This window comes from Amycolatopsis sp. NPDC058278 (genome assembly GCF_042881395.1).
Taxonomy (GTDB): domain Bacteria; phylum Actinomycetota; class Actinomycetes; order Mycobacteriales; family Pseudonocardiaceae; genus Amycolatopsis.
In genome coordinates this window covers 26,794-47,580 of sequence record NZ_JBHVXZ010000075.1, presented here as the reverse complement: position 1 = coordinate 47,580, position 20,787 = coordinate 26,794, and the positions used below count along the sequence as shown (strand labels likewise).

General features: G+C 71.0%; 16 protein-coding genes and 2 tRNA genes. 12 read left to right on the top strand and 6 right to left on the bottom strand.

Translation table 11 applies throughout. The features are described from left to right. Nucleotides 1–177 precede the first annotated feature (177 nt). Nucleotides 178–1,002 carry a TIGR03620 family F420-dependent LLM class oxidoreductase gene (locus ACFVYA_RS32135; RefSeq protein WP_387050342.1) on the bottom strand — a complete coding sequence of 275 codons (825 nt, stop codon included), beginning with the start codon at nucleotides 1,000–1,002 and terminating at the stop codon, nucleotides 178–180. Beyond that, on the bottom strand, nucleotides 999–1,898 hold the full coding sequence (locus tag ACFVYA_RS32130; protein WP_387050340.1) for a TIGR03620 family F420-dependent LLM class oxidoreductase: 900 nt from the start codon (nucleotides 1,896–1,898) through the stop codon (nucleotides 999–1,001). Before ACFVYA_RS32130 ends, ACFVYA_RS32135 begins: the two co-directional genes overlap by 4 nt. An 88-nt stretch (nucleotides 1,899–1,986) precedes the next feature. On the opposite strand from ACFVYA_RS32130, the gene ACFVYA_RS32125 reads away from it, so the two are divergent. The 6 genes from ACFVYA_RS32125 (at nucleotide 1,987) to ACFVYA_RS32100 (ending at nucleotide 11,849) form a co-directional block, all read left to right on the top strand. After that, entirely contained in the window at nucleotides 1,987–2,550 is a 564-nt protein-coding gene (locus ACFVYA_RS32125) for a TetR/AcrR family transcriptional regulator (protein ID WP_387050339.1), read from the top strand. A gap of 125 nt (nucleotides 2,551–2,675) precedes the next feature. Continuing rightward, nucleotides 2,676–4,274: a phosphoglycerate dehydrogenase gene (gene serA, locus ACFVYA_RS32120; protein ID WP_285989009.1), complete on the top strand. Its 1,599-nt coding sequence runs from the start codon at nucleotides 2,676–2,678 to the stop codon at nucleotides 4,272–4,274. Nucleotides 4,275–4,504: 230 nt separating this feature from the next. Then, entirely contained in the window at nucleotides 4,505–7,867 is a 3,363-nt protein-coding gene (locus ACFVYA_RS32115) for a S8 family serine peptidase (protein ID WP_387050337.1), read from the top strand. A 228-nt stretch (nucleotides 7,868–8,095) separates the two neighbouring features. Next, nucleotides 8,096–9,133, top strand: coding sequence for a 3-isopropylmalate dehydrogenase (locus ACFVYA_RS32110; RefSeq protein ID WP_387050335.1), 1,038 nt, complete (start codon nucleotides 8,096–8,098; stop codon nucleotides 9,131–9,133). 250 nt (nucleotides 9,134–9,383) lie between these two features. Next, the gene (cimA, locus tag ACFVYA_RS32105) at nucleotides 9,384–10,988 is read left to right on the top strand and encodes a citramalate synthase (RefSeq protein WP_387050333.1); all 1,605 of its coding nucleotides are present in this window, start codon (nucleotides 9,384–9,386) and stop codon (nucleotides 10,986–10,988) included. Nucleotides 10,989–11,078: 90 nt separating this feature from the next. Next, complete coding sequence (locus tag ACFVYA_RS32100; protein WP_387050332.1) at nucleotides 11,079–11,849, top strand: fumarylacetoacetate hydrolase family protein; 771 nt, start codon at nucleotides 11,079–11,081, stop codon at nucleotides 11,847–11,849. A 50-nt stretch (nucleotides 11,850–11,899) separates the two neighbouring features. Here ACFVYA_RS32100 and ACFVYA_RS32095 read toward each other — a convergent pair whose 3' ends face one another. Beyond that, on the bottom strand, nucleotides 11,900–13,138 hold the full coding sequence (locus tag ACFVYA_RS32095; protein WP_387050331.1) for an FAD-dependent oxidoreductase: 1,239 nt from the start codon (nucleotides 13,136–13,138) through the stop codon (nucleotides 11,900–11,902). A gap of 509 nt (nucleotides 13,139–13,647) precedes the next feature. Between ACFVYA_RS32095 and ACFVYA_RS32090 the strand changes: the two genes are divergently transcribed. The 3 genes from ACFVYA_RS32090 to ACFVYA_RS32080 all read left to right on the top strand — a co-directional run bounded on the left by ACFVYA_RS32090 (nucleotide 13,648) and on the right by ACFVYA_RS32080 (nucleotide 14,681). Beyond that, complete coding sequence (locus ACFVYA_RS32090) at nucleotides 13,648–14,382, top strand: HAD family hydrolase (protein WP_387050348.1); 735 nt, start codon at nucleotides 13,648–13,650, stop codon at nucleotides 14,380–14,382. A 50-nt stretch (nucleotides 14,383–14,432) separates the two neighbouring features. Further along, a tRNA-Gln gene (locus ACFVYA_RS32085) sits at nucleotides 14,433–14,504 on the top strand. Between the two features lie 101 nt (nucleotides 14,505–14,605). Further along, a tRNA-Glu gene (locus tag ACFVYA_RS32080) sits at nucleotides 14,606–14,681 on the top strand. A 373-nt stretch (nucleotides 14,682–15,054) separates the two neighbouring features. Here the strand turns inward: ACFVYA_RS32080 and ACFVYA_RS32075 are convergent. Continuing rightward, the gene (locus tag ACFVYA_RS32075) at nucleotides 15,055–15,414 is read right to left on the bottom strand and encodes a DUF6292 family protein (RefSeq protein WP_387050330.1); all 360 of its coding nucleotides are present in this window, start codon (nucleotides 15,412–15,414) and stop codon (nucleotides 15,055–15,057) included. A 106-nt stretch (nucleotides 15,415–15,520) separates the two neighbouring features. Next, on the bottom strand, nucleotides 15,521–17,053 hold the full coding sequence (locus tag ACFVYA_RS32070) for an alpha-L-arabinofuranosidase B (protein WP_387050329.1): 1,533 nt from the start codon (nucleotides 17,051–17,053) through the stop codon (nucleotides 15,521–15,523). 444 nt (nucleotides 17,054–17,497) lie between these two features. Here ACFVYA_RS32070 and ACFVYA_RS32065 point away from each other — a divergent pair, with 444 nt between their 5' ends. The 3 genes from ACFVYA_RS32065 to ACFVYA_RS32055 are packed head-to-tail and all read left to right on the top strand — an operon-like array spanning nucleotide 17,498 to nucleotide 20,658. Next, nucleotides 17,498–18,961 (top strand): NAD(P)/FAD-dependent oxidoreductase, encoded by a 1,464-nt coding sequence (locus ACFVYA_RS32065; protein WP_387050346.1) that lies wholly within the window; start codon nucleotides 17,498–17,500, stop codon nucleotides 18,959–18,961. Further along, nucleotides 18,958–20,031 (top strand): hypothetical protein, encoded by a 1,074-nt coding sequence (locus ACFVYA_RS32060; protein WP_387050328.1) that lies wholly within the window; start codon nucleotides 18,958–18,960, stop codon nucleotides 20,029–20,031. Before ACFVYA_RS32065 ends, ACFVYA_RS32060 begins: the two co-directional genes overlap by 4 nt. A gap of 27 nt (nucleotides 20,032–20,058) precedes the next feature. Next, on the top strand, nucleotides 20,059–20,658 hold the full coding sequence (locus ACFVYA_RS32055; protein ID WP_387050327.1) for a TetR/AcrR family transcriptional regulator: 600 nt from the start codon (nucleotides 20,059–20,061) through the stop codon (nucleotides 20,656–20,658). Here the strand turns inward: ACFVYA_RS32055 and ACFVYA_RS32050 are convergent. After that, a partial coding sequence (locus ACFVYA_RS32050; protein ID WP_387050325.1) for a hypothetical protein occupies nucleotides 20,597–20,787 on the bottom strand: 191 nt, incomplete at its 5' end. The two genes, ACFVYA_RS32055 and ACFVYA_RS32050, sit on opposite strands and share 62 nt — an antisense overlap.

The following is a 20,787-nucleotide window of genomic DNA, read 5'->3' as shown; positions in this document are numbered from 1 at the left end:
GGGCAACTCCACTCGCGTGATTCCCAAGCCATCACGCGTGATTGAAGGGTCGACTCGCGTGATTGATGGGTCGACTCGCGTGATAGGAAGGTCGACACGGCGAAGCTGGGGCTTGTCGCCGTGTCGTCGCCTCAATCACGCGAGTCGGCTTCCTGATCACGCGAGTCGACCCTTCGCTCACGGGCGGAGGTCGGCCAGGAGGCGGTAGGACTTGGGGGTGCGGGCCAGGATCTGGACGCAGACGTGGTCGGCGCCCGCGTCGAGGTGGGCCTGGATCCGGGCCGCGGCCGCCTGTTCGCCGGTGGCGACGATGGCGTCGACCAGGCGGTCGCTGCCGCCGTCGGCCAGGTCGGCGTCGGTGAAGCCGAGGCGGCGCAGGTTCGCCTGGTGGTGCGGTGCCTGCCGGACGTACAGGCCGACGTGCTCCCGGGCCGCTTCGCGGGCGGCTTCCGGCGGGGCGTCGAGGATCACCGCCTGCTCGACCGCCAGGTACTTGCCCGGGCCGAGCCGCTCCCGCGCGAGCGCCGTGTGCTCCGGCGGGACGAAGTACGGGTGCGCGCCGTCCGCCCGCTCGGCGGCCAGGGCGAGCGCCCGGGGGCCGAGCGCGGCGATCAGCCGCCGGGGCCGTGGTGACGGCGGCGGCAGGGCGGGCAGTTCGGCGTCGTCCATCCCGGCCAGGTACTCGCGCATCGCCGAAATCGGCCGTGTGCCGGGGAAGTGGCCGCCGAGGCCGACGGTGAACCGGCCCGGGTAGGCCTCGCCGAGCGCCCGGGTCGCCGCCTCCGCCGTGATCGGCGCGCGGCGGTCGAACCGCGCGATCCCGGTGGCCACGGTGAGCCGGGACGTCGCCGCCAGGAGCAGCGCCGCCTGGGTGAACGCGTCCCGGCCGGCATACTCGCCGAACCAGATGGCGTCGAAGCCGAGCTCCTCCACCTCGGCGGCCGTTTCGCGGACCGCGCCGATCGGGGCGCCGTCGAAGAACCGCCAGATCCCGACGCTCATCGGGTCACCTCCGCAGCCAGTTCGAGCAGGGTTTCCACAGTGGACTCGAACGTGGGGGCGGACGGCGTCAGCAGCACGTGGTCCGCGCCCGCGTCGAGCAGTTCGTCCAGGCGTTTCGCGATGGTTCCGGCGTCGCCCCAGAGCACGAGGTCGTCGATGAACCGGTCGCTCGGGCCGTCGATGTCGGCCTCGGTGTAGCCGAGGCGTTTCCAGCCCGCGAGATACGCCTTCACATCGTGCTCCCGGGACATCGCCACGCTGCGCCGGACGCTCGCCCGGGCGTCCTCGCGGCTGCCGAGCAGCACGGTCTGCTGCGGGATCAGCAGCTTGTCCGGCCCGAGGATTTCGCGGGCGTAGGGCGTGTGCGAGACCGGCTGGGCGAACGGGTGCGCCCCGTCGGCACCTTCGCGCGCCAGCTCCAGCATTTTCGGCCCGACCGCGGCCAGCACGCGCGGGAACGCGACCGGGGCGGGATTTTCCGCCGCGGCGGCGTCCATGTCCGCCAGGTAGGCGCGCATCCGGTCGATCGGCCGGTACTCCTCGCCGAGCTTCGTGGCCTGGAAATCGTGCCCGATGCCGACGCCGAGCACGAACCGGCCGGGGTGGGCGTGGGCGAGGGTTGCGCCGCCCTTCTCGGCGGTCACGCCGCGGCGCAGCCAGACGTTCGCGATGCCGGCGCCGAGCACGACGTCCGGCACCGAGGCGAGCAGGTCGCCGAAGTGGGCGAACACCTCCCGCGTGCCGGGGCCTTCGCCGCTCCACACCGAGCGGTAGCCGGCTTCGGCGAGCCGCCGCGTCGCCGTGCGTTCGACGTCCGGCGGCGGGGCCAGCGGGGCGCTCGGCAACCAGGCGCCGACCGCGCCGAGCCGGGCCCGTGTGTCTTCGATCAGGGTCATCCTCGAGTCCCTCCAGTAAGCTGAGGCTGCCTCCGGTTAATATACGGAGGCGGCCTCCGATTGGCTAGCCGGTAAGGTCGGGAGGGCGATGACCGACGTGAAACCGATGCGCGCGGACGCCCGCCGCAACTACGAGCGCCTCCTCGAAGAGGCGCAACGCTCCTTCGCCGAGCACGGCGTCGAGGCGTCCCTGGAGGACATCGCGCGCCGCGCCGGAGTCGGCATCGGCACGCTGTACCGGCACTTCCCGACCCGGGAGGCGCTGCTCGAGGCGCTCCTGCGCACCCGGTTCGACGCCCAGGCCGAGCGGGCCCGCGAACTGCTCACCCACCCCGAGCCGCTGGCCGCGCTGCAGTCCTGGCTCACCGGCCTCGGGGACGCCACCGGGACCTTCCGCGGCCTCGTCGAGCTCACCGCCGACGCGCTGAACGACGAATCGTCCCGGTTGTACGAATCCTGCCACGCCATGCGCGAGGTCGGTTCCCAGCTGGTGGAACGGGCGAAGCTCGCGGGCGAGCTGCGCGAGGACGTCACGGCGCAAGAGCTGCTTCTGTTGCTGCACGCGGCATCCTGGGCGGGCGGGCACCTGCCCGGCGAAGGGGGCATGCAGCGGCTGCTGGCTCTTGTTTTCGAGGGATTGCGGGCGAGTTAACACCAGACGACGCCACAGGTCCGGCCCGCGCGTTAAACTCCGGCTCGACCGGGGCACAACGACGTGCTTAGACCGTTTGTCGACACCGAGCGTCCTGGAAATGACCAGATAGTGGGAGCCGTATCGTGAGCAAGCCCAGCAAGCCCGTCGTCCTCATCGCGGAAAAGCTCGCCCCCTCCGTGCTGAGTGTCTTCGGTGACGAGGTGGAGGTCCGGCACGTCGACGGCACGGACCGGTCCGCGCTGCTCGAGGCGGTGAAGAGCGCCGACGCGCTCCTGGTCCGCTCCGCCACCCAGGTGAACGCCGAGGTCTTCGCGGCCACCTCGCAGCTCAAGGTCGTCGCCCGCGCCGGCGTCGGCCTCGACAACGTCGAGGTGCCCGCCGCGACCGAGCGCGGTGTCCTGGTCGTCAACGCGCCGACGTCGAACATCGTCTCCGCCGCCGAGCACGCCGTCGCCCTGCTGCTTTCGGTCGCGCGCCGCATCCCGGCCGCGGACCAGAGCCTCCGCGGCGGCGAGTGGAAGCGCAGCTCGTTCTCCGGCGTCGAGCTGCAGGGCAAGACCGTCGGCGTCGTCGGCCTCGGCAAGATCGGGCAGCTGTTCGCCCAGCGCCTGGCCGCTTTCGACACGCACCTCATCGCTTACGACCCCTACGTCTCGGCCGCCCGCGCCGCGCAGCTCGGCATCGAGCTCGTCACCCTCGACGAGCTGCTGACCCGCGCCGACGCCATCTCCATCCACCTGCCGAAGACCCCGGAGACCAAGGGCCTCATCGACGCCGAGGCGCTGAAGAAGACCAAGCCGGGCGTCATCATCGTCAACGCCGCCCGCGGCGGGCTCATCGTCGAAGAGGACCTGGCCGACGCGCTGCGCTCGGGCCACGTCGGCGGCGCCGGTGTCGACGTCTTCGTCACCGAACCGACCACGTCCAGCCCGCTGTTCGAGCTGGAGAACGTCGTCGTGACGCCGCACCTGGGCGCCTCCACGGCCGAGGCGCAGGACCGCGCGGGCACCGACGTCGCGAAGTCGGTGCTGCTGGCCCTGCGCGGCGACTTCGTACCGGACGCGGTGAACGTCTCCGGCGGCGGGGCCGTCGGCGAGCACGTCCGCCCGTACCTGTCGCTGGTCCAGAAGCTCGGCCAGCTGCTGACGGCGCTCAACCCGACGTCGCCGACGTCGGTGACCGTGCAGGTCAAGGGCGAGCTGACCAGTGAAGACACCGGCGTGCTGCAGCTGGCGGCGCTGCGCGGGGTGTTCACCGGCGTGGTCGAGGACCAGGTCACGTTCGTCAACGCGCCGCAGCTGGCGGAGAAGCTGGGCGTGCAGGTCGAGCTGGAGACCGAGCCGGAGAGCCCCAAGTTCCGCAGCCTGGTCACCGTCCGCGCGGTGCACGCCGACGGCGCGGTGCTGAGCGTGTCCGGTTCGGTCACCGGCCTGGACGAGGTCGAGAAGCTGGTCGAGGTCAACGGCCGCGGGTTCGACCTGCGCGCCGAGGGCACCGTGCTGCTGGTCGAGTACCCGGACCGGCCGGGCGTGATGGGCCGGGTCGGCACGCTGCTGGGCGAGGCGGGCATCAACATCGAGGCCGCGCAGATCAGCCAGACGACGGACGGCTCGGACGCGGTGATGCTGCTGCGCGTCGACCGCCACATCGACGCACACCTGCTGGAGCCGATCGGGGCTTCGGTCGGGGCGCACACGATCCGCGCCGTCGACTTCAACTGACGTAACCCTTTCGAAGGCCCCCTGTCACCCGGCAGGGGGCCTTTGAGCGCAATCACAACTACATAACGGAGTCTTTTGCCTACCTAAGTAGGTGTTTTGGGGCATTAGGTTCTCCCCGCGAGGTTGAACCACGCGTCGTCGAGGGCACGGCGCTGTGCCGCGCTTCACCGTCGGGGGTGTCAGGAGCGGCAGGCAGGTTCGGGTCCAGACCTCGAGTAAGGGGCCGACTCATGAGCAGATCCCGCCTCCCCGCGCGCGCTACGACGGCGGCCTTCGCCGTCGTTCTGGCGGCCGCGCTCGGGGCGCCGGTCGCGAGCGCAGCAGATGCTCCACTCGCTGACGGCGTCGCACCCGCCAAGATCGACGACGCGAAGCTGCAGGGGAAGCTGTCGCCGCGCCTGGGGGCCGCGCAGGGCCGGGTCACCGCGTTCGTCGAGCTGGCCAAGAAGCCGGCCGTCGACGCGTTCGCCGCCGCGCAGCCGCAGGGCAAGGAGCAGGCCAAGCGGGCCGCCAAGGCCGCCAAGGCCGACACCGCCGCCGCCGTCGACTCCGTCGTCGGCCAGCTGCGCACCGCCGACGCCAAGCCGCAGGTCGTCACCCAGACCGCCAACGCCGTTCCCGGCGTGGTCGTCACCGCCGACGCCGCGAAGCTGCGTGAGGTCGCGAAGCGGGCGGACGTCATCGCGGTGCGCACGGTCGTGCCGAAGACCCGCACCAACGCCAGCGCCGAGCAGCTGACCAACACCCTCGCCGCCTGGCAGCAGACCGGCAAGTTCGGCGACGGCGTCCGCGTCGGCGTGATCGACGACGGCATCGACTACACCCACGCCGACTTCGGCGGCCCCGGCACGCAGGCCGCGTACAAGGGCGTCGACAGCACCAAGCCGACCCCGCTGTTCCCCAGCGCCAAGGTCGTCGGCGGCACGGACCTCGTCGGCGACGACTACGACGCCGCGACGGCCGGCAAGGCCACCCCGAAGCCGGACCCGAACCCGCTGGCCTGCGGTGAGCACGGCACGCACGTCGCCGGCACCATCGGCGGCTTCGGCGTCACCGCCGACGGCAAGACCTTCAAGGGCGACTACAAGAAGCTGGACGCCAAGAAGGTCGACGCGATGCAGATCGGCCCGGGCACGGCGCCGAAGTCGCTGCTCTACGCCATCAAGGTGTTCGGCTGCGCGGGCTCGACGAACGTCACCTCGCAGGCCCTGGACTGGGCGCTCGACCCGGACGGCGACGGCGACTTCACCGACCACCTCGACATCGTCAACCTCTCGCTCGGCTCCGACTTCGGCGCGCCGGACGACCCGGATTCGCTGTTCGTGCGCAAGCTCGCCGCGAACAACGTGCTCCCGGTGATCTCCGCGGGCAACGGCGGCGACATCAACGACATCGCCGGCTCCCCGGGCAACACCCCCGAGGCGCTCACCGTCGCCAGCACGCGTGACGCGGGCATCCTGCGTGACGCCGCCGAGGTCAAGGCCCCGTCGACCGCCGCGGGCCAGAAGACCGGCCAGTACAGCCAGAACTACACCGGCTACGAGACCCTGGACCTGGCGGCGCCGGTCGTCGCGCTGTCCGCGGCGAACAGCGCGGGCTGCGCGCCGTACTCCGCCGAGGACAAGGCGAAGGCGGCCGGCAAGTTCGTCTGGCTGGAGTGGGACGACAACGACTCGACCCGCGCCTGCGGTTCGGCCGCCCGCGCCAACAACGCGCAGGCCGCCGGGGCGAAGGGCGCGCTCCTTTCGTCCACTTTGGAGCACTTCAGCGCGGGCATCGCGGGCAACGCGGCGATCCCGATGTTCCAGTTCACCGGGTCCGCCACGAAGACGCTGCGCGCGGCGCTGACCGCGGGCACGCTGCAGGTCCGGCTCTTCGGCGCCGGCCGCGCTTCGATCCAGACCTACGACAAGACGATCGTGGACACCCCGAGCTCGTTCACCTCGCGCGGCACCCGCGGCCCGGCCCTCAAGCCGGACGTCGCCGCCCCCGGTGACACGATCACCTCGGCCTTCCGCGGCAGCGGCAACGGCCGGACCGTGCTCTCGGGCACGTCGATGGCCGCCCCGCACACCGCCGGCATCACCGCACTCGTCCGCCAGTCGCACCCCGACTGGTCGGTCGAGGAGGTCAAGGCCTCGGTCATCGACACCGCCGGCCACGACGTCGGTGACGGCGCCGGCCACACCTACGCGCCGCAGCGCGTCGGCAGCGGCCGGATCGACGCCAAGGCGGCCCTGGACAACCAGGTGCTCGCCTACGTCGTCGACGACCCGGGCGCGGTGAGCGTCAGCTTCGGCACGGTCGAGGCGTCCGGTCCGGTGACGCTGTCGAAGACGATCAAGCTCGTCAACAAGGGCGTCACGCCCGCCGAGTACTCGGTGGCCTACCAGGCGGTCAACGCGCTGCCGGGCGTCGAGTACACAGTGGACAAGCCGTCGGTGAAGCTGACCCCGCGCGGCACCGCCAAGGTCAAGGTGACGCTGAAGATCGCCGACCCGAAGGCGCTGCGCAAGGTCATGGACCCGACCATGCAGGCCACCCAGGCCGGCCTGGCCCGGCAGTTCGTCGCGGACGCCTCCGGGCGGGTCGCCTTCACGCCGGTCAGCGGGGCCAAGGTGCCGCTGCGGGTGTCGGTCTACTCCGCGCCGAAGCCGGTGTCGACGATTTCGACGCCGCCGTCGGTGAAGTTCGCCCCCGAAGCCACCCAGGCCGTGCTGAACCTGACCGGCAAGGGTGTCGACCAGGGGACCGGCGCGCAGAAGTACCGCTCGCTGATCAGCGTGCTCGAGCTGCAGGCGGAGTCCCCGCAGCTGCCCGAGTGCGACGCGGACGTGGTCACCGACTGCACGCTGAACAAGACGGCCAAGGGCGGCGACCTCCGCTACATCGGCGCGGCTTCGACCGCGCCGCTGGCGAAGGCCCAGGGCGAGCCGGAGAGCGCGATCCTCGCGTTCGGCCTGTCCACCTGGGGTGACTGGGCGAACATCGGCAGCAACACCTCGCCGTTCGTCGACATCGACACGACCGGGGACGGGCAGCCGGACTTCGAGACCTACGTGACCAAGGCGACGTCGACCGACGTCCTCCTGGCCAACACGGTCGCACTGACCCCGGGCTTCCCGACCGTCGACGTCCAGGCGGTCAACGGCCAGCTCGGCGACGTCGACACCAACGTGTTCGACACGAACGTGCTCACGCTGCCGGTTTCGCTGGCCGCGCTGGGCATCGACGCCGGCGCCGACAGCCACCGGATCTCCTACACGGTGGGCGTCAGCGGCTTCTACGTCGCGCCGGGCACGACGAACGGGCTGATCGACTACGTCGGCACGCCGCTTTCGTTCGACGCGCTCGCGCCGGGCTACGCGGTGCAGGGCGGCGGCGACGCCGCGCTCGGCTACGTCGCGAAGCCGGGCACGGCGCTGGTCGTCACGCGGAACGCGGCGTCGGCCGCGGCCGACAACGCCCTCGGCCTGCTGGCCATCGAGCACCACAACGCCGCGGGCAACCGGGCGAACGTGGTCAAGGTGGACGCGACGCAGGGCGCCCGGCCGGGGAACGAGCGTCAGCCGATCGGGGCTGGTCGCCGGTAGTTCCCGGCAAGATCGATTTCTGCAGGACCAGGGGCGTCTCCGGTGGATTTCCGCCGGGGGCGCCCCTCCGCTGTTCACCCGATTGGGTGTCTCACCCTGCGGGAGGATGCGGCATAAGGGTGGTGCGGCTACGGCAGTTTGTCTACGGCCGGTAACCTTCCGGCTGCTGGCGTTTTGTTGCGGTGGGCCATCGGTGCGGCCGGTGGTCCGGTCGACGGAGGTGTGTGGATGCGGCTCGCGGTGATCCCAGGAGACGGGATCGGGCCCGAGGTGGTCTCCGAGGCGCTGAAGGTGCTCGGCGAGGTAGTACCGACGGCGGAGATCACGAACTACGACCTCGGCGCCGCGCGATGGCACTCGACCGGTGAGCTGCTCCCGGAATCGGTCCTCGGCGAGCTCCGTCAGCACGACGCGATCCTGCTGGGCGCGGTCGGCGATCCATCGGTGCCGAGCGGGATCCTGGAGCGCGGCCTGCTGCTGCGCCTGCGGTTCGAAATGGACCACCACGTCAACCTGCGCCCCGCGCGGCTCTACCCGGGTGTCCGGGGACCGCTGGCCGACGCGGGCGACGTCGACATGGTCGTCGTGCGCGAAGGCACCGAAGGCCCGTACGCGGGCACCGGCGGCCTGATCCGCAAGGACACCGAGCACGAGATCGCGACGGAGGTCAGCGTCAACACGGCGTTCGGCGTCCGGCGCGTGGTCGCGGACGCGTTCAGCCGCGCCGAGGCCCGGCCGCGCAAGCACCTGACGCTGGTGCACAAGACCAACGTGCTCACGTTCGCCGGGTCGCTGTGGTCGCGGATCGTCGAAGAGGTTTCGCTGGAGCACCCGGACGTGACGGTCGCGTACTCCCATGTGGACGCGGCGACCATCCACCTGGTCACGGACCCCTCGAGGTTCGACGTCATCGTCACCGACAACCTGTTCGGCGACATCATCACCGACCTCGCGGCCGCGGTGACCGGCGGCATCGGCCTGGCGGCCAGCGGCAACCTGGACATGACCCGCCGCAACCCGAGCATGTTCGAGCCGGTGCACGGTTCGGCGCCGGACATCGCGGGCCAGGGCCTGGCCGACCCCACGGCGGCGGTGCTGTCGGTGGCGCTGCTGCTGGACCACCTGGGGCAGAAGGAAGCGGCGCGGCGGATCGAGGCGTCGGTGGCGTTCGACCTGGCCACGCGGGACCAGGCTTCGCCGGGGGCCACGCAGGCCATCGGTGACCGGCTCGCGGCTCTGGTTTCCTCGAACGTGCGTACTGCTTGATTCCTCGGGAAAGCCCCGCACCCCGGCCGGGTGCGGGGCTTTTTCGTGCTCCCGGTCCTCCCGGATGGTGGGAGCTTGGCCCAGGTTCTGGACTTGGCCGCGAACGCTGTGGCATGATGCGACCGTGACCAGCTTCGCGATCATTATCGACGAGCGCGCCGGACGATAGCTCCACAAGAGCCCCCGGCGCGCAACCTCTCGCACCCATGCGGGAGGTTTTTTTGTTGCCTTGGAACGCTAGGAGAAGACCGTGACCCGCAAGGAGCCCGCCGATACCCCACTCGGCGACGCCTTCCACCTCTACGACACCACCCTGCGCGACGGTGCGCAGCGAGAGGGCATCTCCTACTCCGTCCAGGACAAGCTCGCCGTCGCGCGGCTGCTGGACGAGCTCGGGGTCGGGTTCATCGAAGGCGGCTGGCCCGGGGCGCTCCCCAAGGACACCGAATTCTTCGCCCGCGCCGCGAAAGGCGAACTGAAGCTCCGCCACGCCGCTCTCGTCGCCTTCGGCGCCACCCGCAAGGCCGGCACCACCGCCGACGCCGATCCGCAGGTCCGGGCCCTGCTCGACAGCGAAGCGCCGGTCATCACCCTCGTCGCCAAGTCCGACCTCCGCCACATCGAACGCGCCCTCCGGGTCGACGTCGACGAGGCCTGCGCGATGGTGAAGGACACCGTCGAGTTCCTCACGAACGAAGGCCGGCGGGTCTTCCTCGACGCCGAGCACTTCTTCGACGGCTACGCGCATTCCCCCGAGACCTCGCTCCGGGTCCTCGACGCCGCCGCCCACGCGGGTGCCGACGTCCTCGTGCTCTGCGACACCAACGGTGGCCAACTGCCGCTCGGGCTCGCCGAGACCGTGCGGACGATCAAGGAAAAGACCGGGTTCCGGCTCGGGATCCACTGTCAGGACGACACTTCCTGCGCCGTGGCGAACTCCGTCGCCGCGGTGCAGGCCGGCGTGACGCACGTCCAGTGCACCGCCAACGGTTACGGGGAGCGGGCCGGCAACGCCGACCTCTTCGCCGTGACGGGAAACCTGGTGACCAAGCTCGGCATGGAGGTCCTCCCGACCGGAGGCGCCGCCGAGCTCACCCGGGTCTCCCATGCCCTTGCCGAAATCGCCAACCTCGCCCCCTACACCCACCAGGCTTACGTAGGGGCGTCGGCTTTCGCTCACAAGGCGGGACTGCACGCGAGCGCGATCAAGGTGGATCCGTTGCTGTACAACCACATCGATCCGTCTTCCGTCGGCAATGACATGCGGGTACTGGTCACCGAGATGGCCGGCAGGGCCAGCCTCGAGCTCAAGGGACGTGAGCTCGGGGTCGACCTTGCCGGCCGGCCCGAAGCGCTGACGAGCGCGATCACCAAGGTCAAGCGGCTCGAAGCGGAAGGCTGGTCCTTCGAGGCCGCCGACGCCTCCCTGGAGCTCCTGCTGCGCCAGGAGGCCGACGTCCCGGCGGAGGCGCCGTTCGCGCTCGAGTCCTACCGGGTGGTCCTCGACCACCGCCCGGACGGCGAGGTCATGGCCGAAGCCACCGTCAAGGTGCACGTCGGCGGACAGCGCGTCATCGCCACCGCCGAGGGCATCGGGCCGGTGCACGCGCTCGACGCCGCCCTGCGGAAGGCGCTGTCGCCGCAGCTGTCCTGGTTGGACAGTGTGGAGCTCGCCGACTACAAGGTGCGCATCCTCCAGGGCCACCCCGGCACCGACGCGGTGACGCGCGTGCTGGTCGAGAGCACCGACGGCGAGCGCGAGTGGACCACCGTGGGCGTGCACGGCAACATCGTCGAGGCGAGCTGGCTGGCGCTGTGCGACGCACTCGTCCACAAGAGCACCACCGTGGCCTGAGCTGTGACATCCGGGCCGTCGGCCCGGGCCGGGGGCTCCGCCACCCGGAACCCCCGAAAGCCATGGGCTGGGCGCACGTAGACTGGCCGCGTGCGCCTAGCCCGAATTGCTCATCCCGGTGGTGTCGCGTTCGCCTCGATCGAAGGCGACGGCGACGACGCCCAGGTCCTCGAAATCGCCGAGCACCCCTTCGGCCAGCCGAACTTCACCGGCAAGCGGTGGCCGCTGGCCGACGTCCGGCTGCTCGCGCCGATCCTGCCGTCGAAGGTGATCGCCGTCGGCCGCAACTACGCCAAGCACGCGGCCGAGTTCGGCAACGACGTGCCCAGCGAGCCGATGCTGTTCATCAAGCCGTCGACGACCATCATCGGACCCAACGCGGCCATCCGCCGCCCGTCCGGCATCGGCCGCGTCGACTTCGAGGGCGAGCTCGCGATCGTCATCGGGCAGCCGGTGAAGAACGTCCCGGCCTCCCGCGCCGCGAGCGTCATCCTCGGATACACGATCGCCAACGACGTCAGCGCCCGCGACCTCCAGAAGTCCGACGGCCAGTGGGGCCGCGCCAAGGGCTTCGACACCTTCTGCCCGATCGGCCCGTGGATCGAGACCTCGATCGACGCCTCCGACCTCGCGCTGCGGGCCGAGGTCGACGGCGAGCTCAAGCAGGACGGCCGCACTTCGGACCTCGTCCACAAGATCCCCGAGCTGGTCGAGTTCGTCTCCGGCGTCATGACGCTGCTGCCCGGCGACGTCATCCTGACCGGCACGCCCGAGGGCGTCGGCCCGATCGATGGCGGTCAGAGCGTCTCGATCACCATCGAAGGCATCGGCACCCTGACCAACCCGGTCGAGAACGTCTAGACCCCGGGCGGTGAAGGCCACCCCCGGCCGGGGTGGCCTTCGACGGTCCGTCAGCGCTGCACCGGCTCCATCGCCCGTCGCGCGAAGGCTGGGGCGTGCTCCGGACGCAGGCCCAGCCCCAGCAGGCGGGCCGGGAGGTACGACAGGCGCGGGAACCGGGCGAACAGCTTGATCATCGGCTCCGGCGGGCCGTTGCGCTTGCCGTTCATCACGCCGCGGACCACCGTCCGGTGCAGCAGGCGCTGCAGCCCCTGCACCAGCAGCGTGGGCGCGAGGCGGCGCGAGCGCACCTTCGCCAGCTCGGCCTCCGTCGGACGGCCCCGGCGCAGCGGTTCGGCCAGCAGCGTCGCCGCCGCGACCGCGTCCTGCACCGCCAGGTTGATGCCCACGCCGCCGATCGGCGACATCGCGTGCGCCGCGTCGCCGAGGCACAGCAGCCCGTCGACGTGCCACTTGCGCAGCAGGTTGAGCCGCACGTCGAGGAACTTGACGTCGTCCATCGTCGCCAGCTCGTGCACCCGGTCGGTGAACTCGGGACAGATCTGCGTCACGTTCTCCCGGAACGCCTCGATGCCGTGGGCACGCAGGTCTTCGCCCTTCGGCGCGAGGTAGGCGACCTGGTAGAAGTCCGGCCGGGGGAGCGGCACCGCGAAGCGGCGGTCCCGCATCTTCGGCAGCAGCATGTTGCCCGCTTCGCCGTCACCGCGCGAGAGCCGGAACCACCAGACGTCGAACGGGCAGTCGTACTCCCGCGGCACCAGGCCGGCCTCACGGCGGGCCAGCGACCAGCGGCCGTCGGCGGCGATGACCAGGTCGGCGCGGATTTCGCCGGTCTCCCCGGCGCTCGTGCGGTAGGTGACGCCGGCGACCCGGCCGCGCTCGCGGACCAGCCCGGTGCACTCGGTCTCCATCCGCTGGACGAATGTCGGTTCCTTACGCGCGCTTTCGGCGAGCAGGTCGAGGAAGTCCCACTGCGGCACCATCGCGATGTACGGGTGGGCCACCTTCAGCCGGCTGAAGTCGGCCAGCTTCATCAGTTCGCCGTTTTCCTGCGGGAAGCCGGCCGAGTGCAGCTCACTGTGCGGCAGGGCGTGGAACTTCTCGCCGAGCCCCAGCTCGTCGAGCAGCGTCAACGTCGACGGGTGCACCGTGTCCCCGCGGAAGTCGCGCAGGAAGTCGGCGTGCTTCTCGAGCACCGTCACCTCGACGCCGGCCCGGGCCAGCAGCAGTCCCGTGACCATCCCGGCCGGCCCGCCACCGATGACGACGCAGGTCGTGCGCTCGGTCATCTCGACCATCTCCCTTATTCATCGCTTGTTGAATAAGTTGAGGATGCACCCGTACGGCACCGGCGTCAAGGGGTGTGAGCGGAGATACGCTGATCGGGCGACGACCGCCCGCCCGTGCCCGGTGGCCGAAAACCGTCCAAACGCGACAGTTGGGCAACGGTGTTCCGGCTTCACGCGGCTCCCGCGGCGGGATGCGGAGGCGCCCATGTGGACGGAGCTGATTCCCAAGCGGGACAAGGGATTCGCCGAGGAATCGATTGCTGTCCCGGACGAGCCGGCGCCGCGGGTGCGGGTGGCCGGGTAACCGAATGGGGACGGTTCGCCAACTGGGAGTAGAGCCGGTGCGCCGGAACAGGCGAGCGGCAATCACCTCTTTGGCAGCGTCGCGAACGCGGCGGTTGCCCTAGCCTCACTGGGTGGATTTCGCCCTGGCACCCCGGACCCCTTCGCGAACCGCCTCGCCCGCCGCGGCGGCGTCCGAGCCCTGGGCGCCGCCCGAGCTCCGGCTGGTGTGCCTGGACATCGACGACACGCTCATCGACTGCACCGCCGCGATCCGCCGGAGCCTCCACATCCTCACCGGCCGGGGCGACCTGTGGCCGCTGTGGGACCTCATCACCGAAGAGCACGTGGCCCTCGTCGTCGCGGGTGAACTCGACTACCGGACGATGCACCAGCGGCGCACCGACTGCTTCCTCGCCGAGATCGGCATCCTCGCCGACGCCGAACAGGTCAGTTCCTTCGAGCGCCGCCGCAGGGAACTGCTCGACCACTCGTGGCAGCTGTTCGACGACGTCCTCGACTGCCTGGAGTGGCTGCGCGCCGCCGGCCTGATGCTGGCCGCGGTGACGAACGCCTCGGGTGTCCACCAGCGGAAGAAGATCGCCGACCTGGGCCTGGCGCCGTTCTTCGACCACGTCGCCATCGCCGGCGAGCTCGGGGTGGCCAAGCCCGACCCGGTGATGTTCCACACGGTGTGCCTGGGCCTGGGCTGCGCCCCGGCGCAGGCGGTCCACGTCGGCGACAAACTGGACACCGACGCGATCGGCGCCCGCGACGCGGGTCTGGGCGCGGTCTGGCTCGACCGCGACCGCATCGGCGAGCGCGCCCCGGAGGGCGTCCACACGGTGGCCGGCCTCGCCGAGCTGCCTGAGCTGCTGGTTTCGGAGTACGCCACGATCGGGGTCCCGGCCCAGCGCGGCAGTGGCACCCCCGCGTTCACGGTCCGGAACGGCGTGCTCTAGTATTTCTCCTCGTGCGGTGCTGAACCGGCCTAGCCGGAGCGGTACCTCACTGGGGTATGGTGTAATTGGCAGCACGACTGGTTCTGGTCCAGTTAGTCTAGGTTCGAGTCCTGGTACCCCAGCTGCGGAGAGTGACCCCCCTGCGAAGCAGGAAATCGCTTCTGGTAGGTTCTCTCCAGCAAGAAAAACAGAAAAGCCCCTGGGAGACCAGGGAAGATCCTAAGCCCCCGTCGTCTAGCGGCCTAGGACGCCGGCCTCTCACGCCGGTAGCGTGGGTTCGAATCCCATCGGGGGTACCAGCAGTAACCGAACCCGTCTGACCCAGGTCAGGCGGGTTTTTTGGTGCCGTGACCAGCCTGCGGGGCCGCGGCGCACCCGGGTGCGCAGCCTCGGGGTGGTTCGCGGCGCGGTGGCGGGTGAAGTCCGCGTCCCTCGGGGAGCTCGCGGACACGCCCGGCGCGGCGCCGCGTCCGGGATGGCGCCCACCGGCACGTCGTCGGCCGAAACCAGCACACCGTCCACAGTGGAACTCGTGACCGCCGCCGACCGCCAGGGTCGGCGCGCCGCAGGCGGCGGGTGACGAGACCCTGCTCGCCACCGCCTGCGCGACGACCAGCGGGCCGTGGTGGCCACCGTGCGGGAAATGCCTGTGCGGCAACGGAAAGCGCTCGTTTACCACGGCCGCTGAGCCGGCTCGGGAGTGTCCTCGTCCGACCGGCGCACCGGGCGTTCCCCGCGTTCGGACAGGGCGGTGAGGGCGAAGTCGGCCACCGCCTCGGGGGCTCGCGCGCCCGGCAGCTCGGCGACGACCCGCAGCGCCGGGCTGCCGGTCTCCGTGGCCAGCTCCCAGCCTTCCCCCGGGGTCCAGCGCAGCAGGTAGTCGCTCGGTTCGCGGTCTCCCGCCTGACCCGCGAACCGGATCTGCCCGCCCGCGAAGTCGCCGGTGTGCGAGCGCGTGTCCTCCGGCTGCAACCCCAGCTCCGCGGCCACCGCCCGCATGTACGCGGCCGTGGACGGTTCGTCGTCGGTCATGGCCCGCCTCCTGTCGCAGGCGGTGACTACCCGTGCGGGCGGGGTGGGAAACGCCGGGACCCGCGGAACCGCACGGGGGAACGGTTCCGCGGGCGTCCGGGACCGGCTACGGCGCCCAGGGGGCGTTGACGGCCCAGCTGACGTCGTCGGCCCAGGAGGCCGTGGCGTCGAACGCGTCGGGTCCGCCGTTGCTCGCGATGTACACCGTGTTGTCGTAGTGGCGGAGGAAGCGGTCGGGGTAGTTGAACGAGGCGAACGACGTGCCCTGGCCGTTCTTGCCGGCCTGCGGGCAGAACGTCGCGTCGGCGCGGAAGGCCGCGCTGCCGTCCATCGGCTGGCGCAGCAGCTGGTAGTTGTAGTGGCGCAGGAAGTCACCCGGGTAGTTGCGCGACTCGAACGACACGCACGACGGGTTCGCCAGGCCGCGGCGCACGATCCAGGACGCGTCGTTCTTGTCCAGGGCGGAGCTGCCCGAGCCGACCACCGACGTGACGGCGTCGTCGAACTGGTGCCGGATGTACCGCGTGGTGCAGCACGCCGTCGTGGCGCGCAGCGAGATCGTCGATCCGGGGTTCAGCGTGCCGCCGGCCACCGGGCTCTGGCCGCCGTAGCCGACCGAGACGACGTTGGCCTGCACGGCGTTGTCGGCCGCGTCGGTCGGCAGCCCGCTGGTCATCACGCCTTCGAAGAACGACCCGATCGAGCCGTTGCTGTTGTCGCCGCCGGTGCCGAGGACGATCGAGCCCTCCTGCCGCATCGGCGAGTACCCCGGCTGGGTCGGTTCCGGTCCCGCGTAGCGCGTGGCGAGGCCGCCGGACTGGGCGTTGCCGTCCTTCGTGGCGAAGAAGTTCTGCCCGTTGTTCTTCAGCAGCGCGGTGACGAACGGCGCGGCGTTGCCGGTGTACGAGCTGTTCTTGCTCGGCCCGGAGTCGGACTGGAACAGGCCGTTCTCCAGGTCGGCCTGCACCCACGGGCCCTGGCCGACGCACGGCGAGAACCAGCACTCGGTGCCGAAGTTGATCGCGTCCATGTGGCCGTTGCCGGTGTCGGCGATGGACACTTCGGCGTTGCCGTAGTCGAAGCAGCACCGGTTGTTGACGTGGGTTCCGGACGTCACCATGTACATGCCTTCGGCCTGGCCGTTCACGGCGACGCCCGCGGCCGAGGTGTGCCGGTAGCCCATGCGGCCGGAGAACGACGCGCCGTACACCGCGTGGCCGCCCGCGGTGACGGGCAGCGCGTCCGCGGGCACGCCGGAGTTCGCGGGGCCCGCCGCCCCGGCCGGTTCGATGACCAGGTCGTTGTGCCGGGGCGACTGGTCGTAGATGACGTTGATGACGCACGTCGAGCCGGCGCAGAAGGAGTCCTGCGTGGCCGCGTTGGCGTCCCCGCCGGCGCCCAGCAGCCCGAGGTTGCCGACGGCGCCGTCGGACGCCCGCTTCAGCTGGTACAGCGGACCGTTGTAGGACGAGTACAGCGCGCGGGTGGTGCTGTGCGCGGCCACGCAGGGGGTGCCCGCGGCGCCGTAGATGTCGCACGGCAGGGAGGTGGCGGCCCCGGCTTGACCGGCGTTCAGGACGGTGGCGGCGAGCACCAGCACCCCACCGGTCAGCAGTGATGCAGTTTTCCGAGCGAACATGAAAACCTCTCCGTTTCGAGGGTGGAGACCCGGGAAAAAGGCAGCGCGAAACGATTCCGGGATGCCGGCGTGCAGAATCGTACGGGCATGCGGAATGCGGGGAAAGACGGTGGGGGATCGGTCGGCCGGTCCCGTGATCAGGGGCGGAGCGAGGGCTCAGGGCGAACCGGCGACGACGGGCAGCATGAAAACCTCCCTGCGGCGTTGCAAGGTGTTAGCGCTAACATTTGTGCTGGAGAGAGCTTAGACGGTGAGTTCCGCGGTTGGCAACAGACGTCGTCGAATAGTCGATCGGCTCTTCGGTGGCCGCGTTCGAAGGCATTCGGAAATCTCCGGCGAATCGGGCAACGGTGTCCACTGTGGACGCTTGGGAGGGCTTGACACCCGCCGGTGGTCATTCATACATTCGGTGTCTCTTTGTATGAATGACGGGAGTTGATCCGCATGCGGCTCGGCAAGACCGCCGTCGTCCTCGGAGGCAGTGCCGCCGGTCTCTGCGCGGCCGGCGCGCTGGCCCCCCACTTCGACCGGGTGCTGGTGCTGGAACGCGACGAACTGCCCGACGGGGCCGAACACCGCCGCGGCGTACCGCAGAGCAAGCACCCGCACTTCCTGCTCAACTCGGGCCGGCGCGCGATCGGCGCGCTGTTCCCCGGCTTCGAGGACGACCTCATCGCGGCGGGCGGGCTCCTGCTGATGCCGTCCATGGACGCCGCCTACCTCGACGGGCCGGGCTGGTCGGCGCGCAAGCGCAGCGCCATGACGATGGTCTACGGCTCGCGGATCCTCATCGAGCGCGTGCTGCGGGACAAGGTGCGGGAGCTGGCCAACGTGGTCGTCCGCGAAGGGGTCGCCGTGCGCGGCCTGACCACCGCGGACGGGGAGATCACCGGCGTCGGCTTCACCGCGGCCGACGGCGAGGAGCACGTCGACGCCGACTTCGTCGTGGACGCCATGGGCCGCGGGTCCCCGGTCGCCGGCTGGCTGGCGGCGGCCGGCTGGCCCGAGCCGGAAGTGCAGACGCTGGACGCCAAGGTCACCTACACCTCGCGCTGGTACGACCTGCCCGCCGAACGCCCCGCGTCCTGGTGGTGGCGGCACCTGGTGATCATGCCGACGCCGGACAAGGGCGAGCACCCCGCCGAGCACGAGTTCCTGGTCAACCTCTTCCCGATCGAGGGCAACCGCGTCATCGCCTGCATGGGGTCGTGGGGACTGGAGATGCCCAGCACCACCGACGCGTTCGTCGAGACGGCGCGCCGGGTGCGGACGCCGTTGTTCGCCGACGCCATGGACCGGTGCGCCCCCGCCTCGCCGGTCCACCTCACCCGCTCGACCGGCAACAAGTGGCGGCGCTACGACCGCCTGCGCACCCCGCCGCGTCGCTTGGCCTTCGTCGGCGACTCGATCTGCGCGTTCAACCCCTTCTACGCCCAGGGCATCAGTTCCGCGTCGGCTTCGGCCCTGCTGCTGCGCGAGCACCTGTCCCGGGCCGGACGGCTCGACGCGAGGTTCACCGCCCGCTTCTTCGCCGCGCAACGCGGATTGCTGCGCGTGCCGTGGCGCCTGGCGATGGCCAGGGACCAGGGGTACGCGTGCGCGGTGGGCACCGAACAGCTGCCGGAGTGGCGCCGGCGCATCGTCGCGGCCGTGTCGGCGCCCGCGTTCAGCCTCGTCGTCGGCGCCGCCCGGGAGGACCCGGTGGTCGACGAGCACTTCGCCAAGGTGTTCAACCTGGACGAGTCGCTGGGGCAGATGCTGCGCAACCCGCGGGTGCTCGCCGGCCTGGTGCGCTACCGCGTCCGCGCGGCGCTGGGCCGGCACCGCGTGCCGTTCGGGTTCGATCCCCAGACCGAGCCGCCGGCCACGGACTACTCGACGGCGACGGCGACGGCGACGGCGCGATGAGCACGACGTGCGGGCCGGACGCCGAAGCCGTCACCCGCGGTCTCGGCTTCGACTGCCACGACGTCTCGCCGGTGGTTTCGGTCCGGCCGCCGTGGGCGCTCGCCCACTGGACGATGCCGCTGCTGGAACTGCTGATCGTCGGCGGCGCGGTGTTCGCTCTGGTGCATGCCCTCCGCCGTCGCCGCGAGGGCGATCCGGTGAACCTGGCGCTGTGGTGGGCTTCGCTGGTCTACCTCTTCGTCACCGAGCCGCCGCTGTACTTCCCGGAGTGGTTCGGGCTCGACCGGCTGTACGGCTTCATCTTCGCCCACAACCGGTTCACGGTGCAGTTCATGGCGGACCGATTGCCGCTCTACATCGTGGCGTTCTACCCGGCGTTCAGCCAGCTCGCCTACGAGGTCGTGCGCTCACTGGGGCTCTTCCGGCGCGGTGCGCTGCGGGGCTCGGTGGCCGTGGCCTTCGTCTGCCAGGTGTTCTACGAAGTCTTCGACCACCTCGGCCCGCAGCTGAAGTGGTGGGCCTGGAACCCGGGCAACACGATCGTCAACCGGCCGGCGCTGGCGTCGGTGCCGCTGAACAGCATGCTGCTGTTCGCTTCCGTTTCGATGGCCGCCATGACCTACCTCGTCGTGCGCCTGACCGGCGGCCCGCCGCGGCGCCGGCTGGTGCCGCGGACGCTCCTGGCGGGCGTCCTCACGCCGCCGACCATGGCGATCGCCGGGATCCCGTCGAGCTTCGCCGGCGAGAACGCAGGCGCGCGGGTGTGGATCCTCGGCGTCGAACTGGGTCTGCTGTGGGTGGCCGGCGTGTGGATCCTCGTGGCGCACCTGCGTTCCGGCGAACCGGGTGAACCCCGGTCGGCCTTCACCCGGTTCTATCCGGCGGTTTACCTGGGCGGGATGGCGGTGTGCTGGCTCGGGACCCTTCCGGCTCACCTGGCCGCGAAGGACGGCGTCACCGCGGACGGCACCCCGATCGGCAGCGGGTGGTACGCGCTCGCCTGCTTCGCCGGGGCCGGCCTGCTGCTGCTCGCGCTGTCCCGGCGGGACCGCGCCCCTGCCCCGGCCTGAGCGGCCGTTCTCGGGGAAGATGGCCGCATGGGGCACCACGGATGGCAGGGCAACCCGCCCGGCACCGAAGACGAGGCACGCCGCCGGATCGTCGAAGCGGCGACGGCGTGCCTCGACCGGGCCGGGCTGGCCAAGACGAGCCTCTCCGACGTCGCCGTCGAGGCGGGCGTCACCCGGCAGACCGTCTACCGCTACTTCCCGGGCCTGAAGGACATCCTGCGGGCCGTCGCGCTGGCCGGGGTCGAGGAGTTCGCCGGGCGGATGGAGCGGCACCTGGCCACGTTCGGCACGGCGGCCGAAGCCGCGGTGGAATCCGTGGTGTTCGCCGTCCGGACGCTCCCCGGGGAGCCGCACATGGGGCTGCTCCTGCAGGCGGGCGAAGCGGACTTCTTCACCGACGGCGTCATTTCGCCCCTGGCGTTTTCGTACGGCGCGCGGATCCTCCGCAACCTGCCGGTCGACTGGGCGGCCGCCGGTATCGCGACTGATGAGGAGCTCCAAGGGCTCGCCGAGGTCCTGATGCGGCTGTTCCTGTCGTTCCTGCAGTACCCCTCGACACCGCCGCTCAGCGACGACGAGCTGCGTGCCCTGGTCCGCCGCTGGATCGGACCGGCGCTGCGCGGGTGAGGCGCCCGGCCGGTTTCCGGAAACCGTGCGCTGAATGCGCTGACAATTCATGACAACGCGGGAAGTGTGATGCCTCCCACGTCCCCCGGGAATGCCGACGGCGGTGGCGAGGGTGTTCAGCCCTCGCCA